The organism is Streptomyces sp. NPDC094448 (assembly GCF_044763775.1).
Classification (GTDB): domain Bacteria; phylum Actinomycetota; class Actinomycetes; order Streptomycetales; family Streptomycetaceae; genus Streptomyces.
In genome coordinates, this window is record NZ_JBIWGU010000017.1 from 53,226 (window position 1) to 65,747 (window position 12,522).

A 12,522-nucleotide genomic window follows, 5' to 3' on the forward strand; every position below is an offset into this window, starting at 1 on the left:
CGGCCCCGCCCGCAGGTCCCACCGCACGCGGCCGCACCGACGACGAGGAGACGCCGATGCCCGAAGGCATCCCGACGCTAGCCGCGGAAGCCCCGGCACTGTCCGCCGCCAACACCGGCTTCCTGCTCATCTGCTCCGCCCTGGTGATGCTGATGACACCCGGACTCGCCTTCTTCTACGGAGGCATGGTCCGGGTGAAATCCACCCTCAACATGCTGATGATGAGCTTCATCAGCCTCGGCATCGTGACCCTCCTGTGGGTCTTCTACGGCTTCGGCCTCGCCTTCGGCACCGACCACGGCGGTGTCATCGGCTGGTCGTCCGACTACGCCGGGCTGAGCGGTATCGGCGTCACCGAACTCTGGGACGGCTACACCGTCCCCGTCTACGTCTTCGCCGTCTTCCAGCTGATGTTCGCCGTCATCACCCCCGCCCTGATCAGCGGCGCCCTCGCGGACCGGGTCAAATTCGGCGCCTGGGCCCTGTTCATCACCCTGTGGGCCACCGTCGTCTACTTCCCCGTCGCCCACTGGGTATGGGGCGCGGGCGGCTGGCTGTTCGAGATGGGCGTCATCGACTTCGCGGGCGGCACCGCCGTCCACATCAACGCCGGGGCCGCCGCCCTCGGCGTCATCCTCGTCATCGGCAAACGGGTCGGCTTCAAGAAGGACCCGATGCGGCCCCACAGCCTGCCGCTGGTGATGCTCGGCGCCGCCCTCCTGTGGTTCGGCTGGTTCGGCTTCAACGCCGGATCGTGGCTCGGCAACGACGACGGCGTCGGGGCGGTCATGTTCGTCAACACGCAGGTCGCGACCGCCGCGGCGATGCTCGCCTGGCTGGCGTACGAGAAGCTCCGGCACGGCGCCTGCACCACCCTGGGCGCCGCTTCCGGCGCCGTCGCCGGACTGGTCGCGATCACCCCCGCGGGCGGCGCCGTCTCCCCGCTCGGCGCCATCGCCGTCGGCGCGATCTCCGGTGTGCTCTGCGCCTGGGCCGTCGGACTGAAGTTCAAGCTCGGGTACGACGACTCCCTCGACGTCGTCGGCGTTCACCTGGTCGGCGGTATCGCGGGCTCCCTCCTCGTCGGCTTCTTCGCCACCGGAGGCGTACAGTCCGACGCCAAGGGCCTCTTCTACGGCGGCGGTCTCGAACAGCTCGGCAAGCAGGCCATCGGCGTCGCGGCCGTCCTCGCCTACTCCCTGGTGGTCTCGGCCGCCCTGGCGTTCGTCCTCCACCGGACCATCGGCATGCGGGTCGACGAAGAGGTCGAGATCTCCGGCATCGACCGGCACGAGCACGCGGAGACCGCGTACGACTTCAGCGGCGCGGGCGGCGGCACCGGCACCCGGACGGCGGCAGCCCCCGCCCCGGACTCCGAAGCCTCCGGTGACCCCGGTGAATCCGGCGATCTGCTCGTGACCGTGGACAGCACCAGGAAGGTGGACGCATGAAGCTCATCACCGCCGTCGTCAAACCGCACCGGCTCGACGAGATCAAAGAGGCGCTCCAGGCCTTCGGGGTCCACGGCCTGACCGTCACCGAGGCCAGCGGCTACGGACGCCAGCGCGGGCACACCGAGGTCTACCGCGGCGCCGAGTACACCGTCGACCTCGTCCCCAAGATCCGGATCGAAGTCCTCGCCGAGGACGACGACGCCGAACAGCTCATCGAGGTCGTCGTGAAGGCCGCCCGCACCGGCAAGATCGGGGACGGGAAGGTGTGGAGCGTCCCCGTCGACACGGCCGTCCGCGTCCGCACCGGCGAACGCGGGCCCGACGCCCTCTGAACCGCCCGGGGCCCCGGGGCCGTGCGCCCGTGCACGGCACCCGGGACCGGGCGTTCCGGACGGCGGCGGGAACCCAACGGAGGAGAAACCCATGGTGCGGAGCCACGAACCACCGACAGCGCGGACGGACCCGCCCCCGGCGCCCGGAACCGGGCCGGCCGGTTCACCCGCCACCCCCGCGACTCCTGTACGGGCGCCGGACCCGGCCCGCCCGGCGCCCGGGGCCGCCGAGCCCGCCGCCGGATACGCCGCAGCCCGGCTGCACCTGCTCAACGACCCCCGGACGCCCGGAGCGCCCCGCCGCGCCGCACTCGCCGCACTCACCGACCGGTGGCTCGGCCATCTGATGCGCGTCGCACAGCGGGACACCCGGGTACCCGGCTCCGCACTGGTCGCCGTCGGCGGCTACGGCCGGGGCGAACTCTCCCCCCGCAGCGACCTCGACCTGCTCCTCCTCCACGACGGCACCGCCGACCCCCGTGCCGTCGCCGCGCTCGCCGACCGCATCTGGTACCCGGTCTGGGACCTCGGCCTCGCCCTCGACCACTCCGTACGCACCCCCGCCGAGGTCCGTACCACCGCCGGCGCCGACCTCAAGGTCCACCTCGGACTCCTCGACGCCCGGCCCGTCGCCGGAGACCCCGGACTCGTCGCCTCCCTGCGCGCCACCGTCCTCGCCGACTGGCGCAACCGCGCCCCCGGACGCCTCCCCGAACTCGCCGAACTCTGCCGGGAACGCGCCGAACGCCACGGCGACCTCCACCACCTCCTCGAACCCGACCTCAAAGAGGCCCGCGGCGGACTCCGGGACGCCACCGCACTGCGCGCCGTCGCCGCCTCCTGGCTGGCCGACGCCCCGCGCGACGGACTCGCCGACGCCCGCCGCACCCTCCTCGACACCCGCGACGCCCTCCACCTCACCACCGGCCGCGCCGGCGACCGGCTCGCCCTGGAGGACCAGGACCAGACCGCCGCCCGGCTCGGCGTCCTCGACGCCGACGCCCTGCTCCGCCGCGTGTACGAGGCCGCCGGGACCATCGCCTACGCGGGCGACGTCACCTGGCGCGAGGTCCACCGGGTCCTGCGCGCCCGCAGCGCCCGCCGCCGGATCCGGACCGTCCTCACCGGCGGCGCCCGGCGCGCCGAACCCGAACGCACCCCCCTCGCCGACGGCGTCGTCGAACACGACGGGGAGGTCGCCCTCGCCCGTACCGCCAGGCCCGAACGCGACCCGGTGCTGCTGCTGCGGGCCGCCGCCGCGGCCGCCCAGGCCGGGCTGCCGCTCTCCCCGCACGCCGTCCGGAGGCTCGCCGCCACCGCCCCGCCGCTGCCCGTACCCTGGCCCGCCGAAGCCCGCGAGGAGTTCGTCACCCTCCTCGGCGCCGGAGAGCCCACCGTCGCCGTCTGGGAGGCCCTCGACGCCGAAGGCCTGATCACCCGGCTGCTGCCCGACTGGGAACGCGTACGCCACCGCCCGCAGCGCAACGCCGTCCACCTCTGGACCGTCGGCCGACACCTGGTGGAGACCGCCGTCCGGGCCGCCGAACTCACCCGCCGCGTCGACCGCCCCGATCTGCTCCTCGTCGCGGCCCTGCTGCACGACATCGGCAAGGGCTGGCCCGGCGACCACGCGGAGGCCGGGGAGACCATCGCCCGGGACACCGCCGCCCGGATGGGCTTCGACGCCGCCGACGCGGCCGTCGTCGCCGCCCTCGTACGCCACCATCTGCTGCTCGTACAGACCGCGACCCGGCGCGATCCGGAGGATCCGGCCACGGTACGGACCGTGGCCGATGCCGTCGGGACCATGGGGACGCTCCAGCTCCTGGTCGCCCTCACCGAGGCCGACGCGCTGGCCACCGGGCCCGCGGCCTGGTCCGGCTGGCGGGCCCTTCTCGTCGACGACCTCGCCGAACGCACCGGCGCCGTCCTCGACGGCGCCGCCCCGGCCGCCGCCTCCGCACCCGGCGCCGAGGAGGAGCGGCTCGCCGTCGAGGCCCTGCGCACCGGCGGGCCCGTGCTCGCCCTCCGCAGCCACGGCGACGGCGACGACAGCGGCAGCCGGGCAGCCGAGGACGGCGGAGCACCCGAACCCGTCGGCGCCGAACTGCTGATCGCCCTCCCCGACCGGCCCGGTGTCCTGCCCGCCGTCGCCGGGGTGCTCGCCCTGCACCGGCTCACCGTCCGCTCCGCCGACCTGCGCGAACTCGCCCTGCCCGCCGCCGGAACGGACGCCGTCCTCGTCCTCAACTGGCGGGTGGCCGCGGCCTACGGCGCCCTGCCGCAGCCGGCCCGGCTCCGCGCCGACCTCGTCCGCGCCCTCGACGGCTCCCTCGGCCTCCGGGCCAGGCTCGCCGAACGCGACGCAGCCCGGCCCCGCCGCCGCGGCGCCGAGCCGCCCCCGCCCCGGGTGACCGTCGCCGCCGACGCCTCCCGCCGCGCCACCGTGCTCGAAGTCCGCGCCCCGGACGCCCCCGGACTGCTGCACCGCATCGGGCTCGCCCTGGAGGACGCGGGTGTACGGGTCCGCAGCGCCCACGTCAGCACGCTCGGCGCCAACGCGGTCGACGCCTTCTACCTCACCGCGGACGGCGGCGGCCCGCTCTCCGCCGACGCCGCGGAAGACCTCGCGCGGACCCTCGCGCGAGCCCTGCGCTGAGCCCCGCGGGACCGGCTCCGGCCCCTCTGCGGACGGTCCCGGTCCCGGGCGGACCGGGGCCGGGGGCACCGGAGCGGGCGGGCACCCGCCGGGGCCGGATACCCTGGAGGGCGATTCCCTGTTGCCCCCGACCTTGAGGACCGACGAGCGCCGTGTTCGATACTCTCTCCGACCGCTTGGCGAACACCTTCAAAACCTTGCGGGGCAAGGGTCGTCTCAGCGAGGAGGACATCGACGGCGCGGCCCGCGAGATCCGGATCGCGCTGCTGGAGGCGGATGTCGCCCTCCCCGTGGTCCGGGCGTTCATCGCCAACATCAAGGAGCGGGCGCGCGGCGCCGAGGTCTCCAAGGCGCTGAACCCCTCCCAGCAGGTCATCAAGATCGTCAACGAGGAGCTGATCGGCATCCTCGGCGGCGAGACCCGCCGGCTCCGGTTCGCCAAGCAGCCCCCGACCGTGATCATGCTCGCCGGTCTCCAGGGCGCCGGTAAGACCACGCTGGCCGGAAAGCTCGGCCGCTGGCTCAAGGCCCAGGGCCACTCCCCGCTGCTGGTCGCCTGCGACCTCCAGCGCCCCAACGCGGTCAACCAGCTCTCCGTCGTCGCCGAGCGCGCCGGTGTCGCCGTGTACGCGCCGCAGCCCGGCAACGGCGTGGGCGATCCGGTCCAGGTCGCCAAGGACTCCGTCGAACACGCCCGCGCCAAGCAGTACGACGTGGTCGTCGTCGACACCGCCGGCCGCCTCGGCATCGACCAGGAGCTGATGCAGCAGGCCGCGGACATCCGCGACGCCGTATCGCCCGACGAGATCCTCTTCGTCGTCGACGCCATGATCGGCCAGGACGCGGTCAACACCGCCGAGGCCTTCCGCGACGGCGTCGGCTTCGACGGCGTCGTGCTCTCCAAGCTCGACGGCGACGCCCGCGGCGGTGCCGCGCTCTCCATCGCGCACGTCACCGGCCGCCAGATCATGTTCGCCTCCAACGGCGAGAAGCTGGACGACTTCGACGCGTTCCACCCGGACCGTATGGCGTCCCGCATCCTCGGTATGGGCGATGTGCTCTCGCTGATCGAGAAGGCCGAGCAGACCTTCAGCCAGGAAGAGGCCGCCAAGATGGCCTCCAAGCTGGCGAGCAGCAAGGGCAAGGACTTCACCCTCGACGACTTCCTGGCCCAGATGGAGCAGGTCCGGAAGATGGGCTCCATCTCCAAGCTGCTCGGCATGCTGCCCGGTATGGGCCAGATGAAGGACCAGATCAACAGCATCGACGAACGCGACGTCGACCGCACCGCCGCGATCATCAAGTCGATGACCCCCGCCGAGCGGGCCGAGCCGACCATCATCAACGGCTCCCGCCGGGCCCGGATCGCCCGCGGTTCCGGTGTCGAGGTCAGCGCCGTCAAGAGCCTCGTCGAGCGGTTCTTCGAGGCCCGCAAGATGATGTCCCGGATGGCCCAGGGCGGCGGAATGCCCGGCATGCCGGGGATGCCGGGCATGGGTGGCGGGCCCGGCCGGCAGAAGAAGCAGCAGAAGCAGGCCAAGGGCAAGCGCCGCAGCGGCAACCCGATGAAGCGCAAGGCGGACGAGCAGGCCGCCGCCGAGCGCCGCGAGCAGGCGACCCAGGGCGGGGCCTTCGGCCTTCCGGCCGGGGACACGGACCAGTCCTTCGAGCTGCCGGACGAGTTCAAGAAGTTCATGCGCTGACCACCCCCCGGGTGGGCCGGGCCCGCGCCCCGTCGGCCGGGCCCAGGGCCCGTGCCCGCGGCGGCCGACCGGTCCGTCCGGGCACCGCCCGGACGGAAGGACGGCGTCCGCATCCCGGCCGGTGACGGCCGGCAGCCCCGCGGGGTTGTCCACAGGTGGTTTTCCACAGGGGATGCCGACGACGTCCTTCTGTCTTAACGTCCCCGTATGAGCAACCCCGCGCCGCCGCGCCGGGCGCCCGACGACCCCTGGCGCTCCGAAGGCACCCCGCCGACCCCGCCGCCGCGGCGGAAAATGCCCGGCGGCTGGTGGGGGCTGCTCGTGACGGCGGCGGTGGTCTATCTCATCGCGAGCCTGGTGCTCTCCCAGTTCCGCAAGAGCGGCGAAGAGCCCACCGTCTCGTACACGGAATTCAGCAGACAGGTCACCGCGGACAATATCTCCAAGATCTACTCCAAGGACGAGGCGATCGAAGGAGAGCTGAAGAAGAAGGCCCCGGTCCCCGGCGGCGACGGCGACTACACCAAGTTCAGGACCCAGCGGCCCGCCTTCGCCACCGACGACCTCTGGGGCGAGCTGACCCGGCGGGGCGTCACGGTCACCGCCGAGCCGGTCGTCCAGAAGACCAGCATCTGGTCCTCCCTGCTCTTCGCCTTCCTCCCGATCCTCCTCCTCATCGCCGTCTGGGTGTTCGCGGCCCGCCGGATGGGCGCGGCCCTCGGCGGCGGTGGCGGGCTCCTCGGCCGCAAGGAGCCGCCCAAACCCGTCGAACTGCTCCCCGGCAAGAAACGCACCACCTTCGCCGATGTGGCCGGTATCGACGAGGTGGAGGGCGAGCTGAACGATGTCGTCGACTTCCTCAAGAACCCCGGGGCCTACCGCCGGATGGGCGCCCGGATGCCCGGCGGTGTCCTGCTGGCGGGACCGCCCGGCACCGGCAAGACCCTGCTCGCCAGAGCCGTCGCCGGGGAAGCCGGGGTGCCCTTCTTCTCCGCCTCCGCCTCCGAGTTCATCGAGATGATCGTCGGAGTGGGCGCCGGCCGGGTCCGGGAGCTGTTCTCCGAGGCCCGCAAGGTCGCCCCCGCGATCGTCTTCATCGACGAGATCGACACCATCGGCCGGGTGCGCGGCGGCGGTGCCGGACTCGGCGGCCACGACGAACGCGAACAGACCCTCAACCAGATCCTCACCGAGATGGACGGCTTCACCGGATCGGAGGGGGTGGTCGTGCTGGCCGCCACCAACCGCGCCGACGTCCTCGACCCGGCGCTCACCCGGCCCGGCCGCTTCGACCGGATTGTCCAGGTCTCCCCGCCCGACCGCCCCGGCCGGGAAGCCATCCTCACCATCCACACCCGCGAGATCCCGCTCGCCCCCGATGTCGACCTCGCCCGGATCGCCGCCGCCACCCCCGGAATGACCGGGGCCGATCTCGCCAATCTCGCCAACGAGGCGGCCCTCCTCGCGGTGAAGCGGCGCGAGGACGCCGTCACCCAGTCCGATCTCACCACGGCGCTGGAGAAGGTCCAGCTCGGCGCCGAACGGCCCCTGGTGCTGAGCGCCGAGGACCGGCGGCGCACGGCGTACCACGAGAGCGGCCACGCCCTCCTCGGGATGCTCCAGCCCGGGGCCGACCCGGTCCGCAAGGTGACGATCGTGCCCCGCGGCCGGGCCCTGGGCGTCACGCTCTCGACCCCGGAGGCCGACAAGTACGCGTACACCGAGGAGTATCTGCGCGGCCGCATCATCGGAGCCCTCGGCGGAATGGCGGCCGAACAGATCGTCTACGGGGTGGTGACCACCGGCGCCGAGAGCGACCTGGAGCAGGTCACGGGGCTGGCGAGAGGCATGGTCGGCCGCTGGGGGATGAGCGAACGGGTGGGGCGGCTGACCGCGGTCCCGGGCGATCCCCAGGTGCCGTACGGACTCTCCGCCGCGCCCGCCACCCTGGACTCGGTCGACCACGAGATGCGGCGGATCGTGGACGAGTGCTACGAGGAGGCCTGCCGGCTGCTGCGGGAGAACCGCCACCGGCTGGACGCGCTGGCCCAGGCTCTGCTGGAGCACGAGACGCTGGAGGAGGAAGCGGCCTACCAGGCCGCGGGGATCCCCCGGCTCGCCAAGGGCGACACCTGAGCGATACCGCACCCGCCCCCGGCGGCGCGGACCGCGCCGGGGCCTTGGACGCGCCGTTCACGGCAGGACACCTGCCGTACACAGGCCGTGTACGGCCCGTACACAGGCCGTGTACGGCCCGTATACAGGCCGTACACGGCACGGAAACAGCCGGGACACGGGGGAGAAACGGAGAAAGGGCCTTTTCGGGCGGGCCGTTTCGGTACGGTGTCCGCAGTCCGGACGCAAAGCCGGACCCGCAGTCGGACACACAGCCCGCCATGGAGCCGGAGACGCGGTCGGACCTGCGGCCCGGCCGGGAAGCCCGCCGGCGGCCGACCCGGACCGGCGAGGGCCCGTGCCGGGCCCGGACGTCCGGGGAGCCCGGGGCGTAAGCCCGTGGGGCAATGTTTCGCACCAGTTCGGCATGTACCGCCGTACGAGGTGCTACGTACCACCTTGGTGCCCACTGGGAGCCTTCTCCGCAGATCGGCGTACCCGCCCTCGTCGGGACGCATCAATGCCAACTGACGGGTACGTGCAAAATATTTGGGATGCCCCGTAATGGAACCGTGGGCCGCCCAGGCTCGTTATCACGACGTGAGCACGACACCACCTGTTCTCGCCGCAGAGCTGGCACAGGCATGGGCCGACATTCAACGGCACCACGCCGAGCTGCCGGATCTCGCCGCGCCAGAGTCCCTGATCGGAGAGTCGTCGTCCGCCTGCGGCGGCGAGCTGTCCTTCGAGCGACTGCTCCACGAGGCAGTCCACGGCATCGCCGCCGCACGAGGTGTCCGCGACACCTCCCGCGCCGGCCGCTACCACAACCGCAGATTCCTGGCGATCGCCGAGGAGATGGGCCTCGACCACGCCGACGAGCCGCATCCCAGCAGCGGCTTCTCGCTGGTCGTGCTCAGCCCGGAGGCCAAGAGGCGGTACCGCCCCACGATCGAACGGCTGCAGCGCGCCCTCAAGGCGCACACCGTCGCCACGGCGTCCGACACCAAACGCTCCTTCCGCGGACCGGCCGCCCGGCACGGCTCCTCGGGCGGCGGCGTCCGGGTGAAGGCCGTCTGCGACTGCGGCCGCAACGTCCGGGTCGTCCCCTCGGTCCTCGCCCAGGCGCCGATCGTCTGCGGCGGCTGCGGCAAACCCTTCCGTATCCCCGAACCGGTCGCCGCGGCGAGCTGACCCCGGCCGGCCGCCTGACGGGGGCGGCGCAGGTCCGGGGGGCAGCGCGTCATCGGCGTGTGGCACAATGGCAAGCTGTACTCGACGGCCGCACAGGACCCCTCTCTCCTCCGGCTGACGCGTCCATCGGGCACCCCGAGTACCGCAACCCCACGTGGCATCCCGTTGTGCCCAACCACGTCAAGACCAGGAGACACCACTTCCGTGGCAGTCAAGATCAAGCTGAAGCGTCTCGGTAAGATCCGTTCGCCTCACTACCGCATCGTCGTCGCCGACTCCCGTACCCGCCGTGACGGCCGGGCCATCGAGGAGATCGGCCTGTACCACCCGGTGCAGAACCCCTCGCGCATCGAGGTCGACTCGGACCGCGCCCAGTACTGGCTGTCCGTCGGCGCCCAGCCGACCGAGCCGGTCCTCGCGATCCTGAAGCTCACCGGCGACTGGCAGAAGCACAAGGGCCTGCCGGCCCCGGCGCCGCTGCTGGTGGCCGAGCCGAAGGCCGACAAGCGCGCCGCGTTCGACGAGTTCGCCAAGACTCTGGAGGACGGCGAGCCCAAGGGCGAGGCCATCACCCAGAAGGCCAAGAAGTCCGACAAGAAGGCGGACGAGGCGGCTGACGCTGCCGAGTCGACCGAGGCCTGAGCATGCTCGAGGAGGCTCTTGAGCACCTCGTCAAGGGCATCGTCGACAACCCCGACGATGTCCAGGTCGCCTCGCGCAACCTGCGTCGCGGGCGCGTTCTCGAAGTCCGGGTCCACCCCGACGACCTCGGTAAGGTGATCGGCCGCAACGGCCGCACCGCGCGCGCTCTGCGCACCGTCGTGGGCGCCATCGGCGGCCGTGGTATCCGCGTCGACCTCGTCGACGTGGACCAGGTCCGCTGAACAAGAGCAGTACCGGCTCGGGCCGGGGGAGGACCACCACCTCCCCCGGCCCGAGCCGTCTCGCTGTCCGGGGCCGTACCGCAGGCCGTACCGGCGGACCGGCCGCAGCGGCCGTAGTGTCGGATTCAGTGCCGTACCGCCGATACCGCGGTGCTCCGGCGCCCGCCCGGCCGTGCCCGGGCGGACCCCCGGCCCCGGCCCGGGGCTCAACCACAGGAGAGGCAACGAAGTGCATCTGGTAGTCGCCCGGATCGGCCGTGCCCACGGCATCCGGGGCGAGGTCACCGTCGAGGTGCGGACGGACGAGCCGGAGCTGCGGCTCGGCCCCGGAGCCGTACTGGCCACCGATCCGGCGAGCACGGGCCCGCTGACCATCGAGACCGGACGGGTGCACAGCGGCAGGCTGCTGCTGCGCTTCACGGGAGTGAACGACCGCAACGCCGCCGAGGCCCTCCGCAACACCCTGCTCATCGCGGACGTGGACCCGGAAGAGACCCCCGAGGACCCCGACGAGTACTACGACCACCAGCTCGTCGACCTCGACGTCGTCCTCGCCGACGGCACCCCCGTCGGCCGGATCACCGAGATCAGCCATCTGCCCTCGCAGGATCTGTTCATCGTGGAGCGGCCCGACGGCGACGAGGTGATGATCCCCTTCGTCGAGGAGATCGTGACCACCATCGACCTCGGCGAACAGCGGATCGTCGTCGACCCGCCGCCCGGGCTCCTCGACGACCGCGCGGAGATCGCCTCGGCCCGCGACGCCGGGACCGACCCGGCCGACGGCCCCGGCGGTCACGGTCAGGGGCCCGCGAAGGACGGCGCCTGATGCGCCTCGACGTCGTCACGATCTTCCCCGAGTACCTGGAACCGCTGGACGTCTCCCTCGTCGGCAAGGCCCGCGCCCGCGGCCGGCTCGACGTCCACGTCCACGATCTGCGCCACTGGACCTACGACCGGCACAACACGGTCGACGACACCCCCTACGGCGGCGGCCCCGGCATGGTCATGAAGACCGAGCCCTGGGGCGAAGCCCTCGACTCCGCGCTCGCCGACGGCTACGAGTCCGGGGCCCACGACCCCGTCCTCGTCGTCCCCACCCCCAGCGGCCGCCCCTTCACCCAGCAGACCGCCGTCGCCCTCGCCCGGCAGCCCTGGCTGATCTTCACCCCGGCCCGCTACGAGGGCATCGACCGCCGGGTCACGGACGAATACGCCACCCGGATGCCGGTCCACGAGGTCTCCATCGGCGACTACGTCCTCGCGGGCGGCGAGGCAGCCGTCCTGGTGATCACCGAGGCGGTGGCCCGGCTGCTCCCCGGCGTCCTCGGCAACGCCGAATCCCACCGCGACGACTCCTTCGCGCCCGGCGCCATGGCCAACCTGCTGGAAGGGCCCGTCTACACCAAGCCCCCGGTCTGGCGGGGCCGGGCCGTCCCCGAGGTGCTGACCGGCGGCCACCACGGCAAGGTCGCCCGCTGGCGCCGGGACGAGGCGCTGCGCCGTACCGCCGCCCACCGGCCCGATCTGCTGGAACGCTGCGACCCCGCGGAGTTCGACCGCAAGGACCGCGAGATCCTCTCCCTGCTGGGCTGGGCGCCCGAGCCCGACGGCCGATTTTGGCGCGGGCCGGAGGCCGTGGAAGAATAGGCCGCTGCCGTACGTCCGGCGTGCGCCCCTGCCACAGGGGGACACGACGCCCGCTCCGACGGGACGGCCCCTGAACTCATCCCTCTCCCGCCGATGACCTGTGGCATCGGTGAAGAAAGCAGACGAACATGTCGCACGTGCTCGACGCGGTCAACTCCGCCTCCCTGCGGACCGACCTCCCCGCCTTCCGCCCCGGTGACACCGTGAACGTCCACGTTCGCGTCATCGAGGGCAACCGCTCCCGCATCCAGCAGTTCAAGGGTGTCGTCATCCGCCGCCAGGGCGCCGGCGTCAGCGAGACCTTCACGGTCCGCAAGGTCTCCTTCTCCGTCGGTGTCGAGCGGACCTTCCCGGTCCACAGCCCGATCTTCGAGAAGATCGAGCTGGTCACCCGTGGTGACGTCCGCCGCGCCAAGCTGTACTTCCTCCGTGAGCTGCGCGGCAAGGCCGCGAAGATCAAGGAGAAGCGCGACCGCTGAACCGTCGGCCCGGCGGTCCCCGAGGGACCGGCGGGCCGGGGCTCACGCCTCG

General features: G+C 72.6%; 11 protein-coding genes. All 11 read left to right on the top strand.

The genetic code is table 11. The features are described 5' to 3' along the window. Positions 1-56 precede the first annotated feature (56 nt). The 11 genes from ACIQ9E_RS27905 (at position 57) to rplS (ending at position 12,470) form a co-directional block, all read left to right on the top strand. The gene (locus ACIQ9E_RS27905) at positions 57-1,451 is read left to right on the top strand and encodes an ammonium transporter (protein ID WP_403711651.1); all 1,395 of its coding nucleotides are present in this window, start codon (positions 57-59) and stop codon (positions 1,449-1,451) included. Continuing rightward, on the top strand, positions 1,448-1,786 hold the full coding sequence (locus ACIQ9E_RS27910; protein WP_006346309.1) for a P-II family nitrogen regulator: 339 nt from the start codon (positions 1,448-1,450) through the stop codon (positions 1,784-1,786). The genes ACIQ9E_RS27905 and ACIQ9E_RS27910 overlap by 4 nt, the downstream gene beginning before the upstream one ends. A 91-nt stretch (positions 1,787-1,877) precedes the next feature. Next, positions 1,878-4,445 (top strand): [protein-PII] uridylyltransferase, encoded by a 2,568-nt coding sequence (locus ACIQ9E_RS27915; RefSeq protein WP_403711654.1) that lies wholly within the window; start codon positions 1,878-1,880, stop codon positions 4,443-4,445. Positions 4,446-4,597: 152 nt separating this feature from the next. Continuing rightward, a complete protein-coding gene (ffh, locus tag ACIQ9E_RS27920) occupies positions 4,598-6,148 on the top strand; it encodes a signal recognition particle protein (RefSeq protein ID WP_403711656.1) in 1,551 nt (516 codons plus the stop codon). 207 nt (positions 6,149-6,355) lie between these two features. Next, positions 6,356-8,284 carry an ATP-dependent zinc metalloprotease FtsH gene (ftsH, locus tag ACIQ9E_RS27925; RefSeq protein WP_403711658.1) on the top strand — a complete coding sequence of 643 codons (1,929 nt, stop codon included), beginning with the start codon at positions 6,356-6,358 and terminating at the stop codon, positions 8,282-8,284. A gap of 579 nt (positions 8,285-8,863) precedes the next feature. After that, the gene (locus tag ACIQ9E_RS27930) at positions 8,864-9,457 is read left to right on the top strand and encodes a hypothetical protein (RefSeq protein ID WP_040913943.1); all 594 of its coding nucleotides are present in this window, start codon (positions 8,864-8,866) and stop codon (positions 9,455-9,457) included. A gap of 204 nt (positions 9,458-9,661) precedes the next feature. Beyond that, positions 9,662-10,099 carry a 30S ribosomal protein S16 gene (gene rpsP / locus ACIQ9E_RS27935; protein WP_006346303.1) on the top strand — a complete coding sequence of 146 codons (438 nt, stop codon included), beginning with the start codon at positions 9,662-9,664 and terminating at the stop codon, positions 10,097-10,099. Between the two features lie 2 nt (positions 10,100-10,101). Beyond that, a complete protein-coding gene (locus ACIQ9E_RS27940) occupies positions 10,102-10,341 on the top strand; it encodes an RNA-binding protein (protein WP_005311361.1) in 240 nt (79 codons plus the stop codon). A 229-nt stretch (positions 10,342-10,570) separates the two neighbouring features. Continuing rightward, positions 10,571-11,170: a ribosome maturation factor RimM gene (rimM, locus tag ACIQ9E_RS27945; protein ID WP_403711660.1), complete on the top strand. Its 600-nt coding sequence runs from the start codon at positions 10,571-10,573 to the stop codon at positions 11,168-11,170. Then, positions 11,170-11,991 carry a tRNA (guanosine(37)-N1)-methyltransferase TrmD gene (gene trmD, locus ACIQ9E_RS27950; protein ID WP_403711661.1) on the top strand — a complete coding sequence of 274 codons (822 nt, stop codon included), beginning with the start codon at positions 11,170-11,172 and terminating at the stop codon, positions 11,989-11,991. The genes rimM and trmD overlap by 1 nt, the downstream gene beginning before the upstream one ends. Positions 11,992-12,119: 128 nt before the next feature. Continuing rightward, the gene (gene rplS / locus ACIQ9E_RS27955; RefSeq protein WP_146482539.1) at positions 12,120-12,470 is read left to right on the top strand and encodes a 50S ribosomal protein L19; all 351 of its coding nucleotides are present in this window, start codon (positions 12,120-12,122) and stop codon (positions 12,468-12,470) included. Positions 12,471-12,522 lie beyond the last annotated feature (52 nt).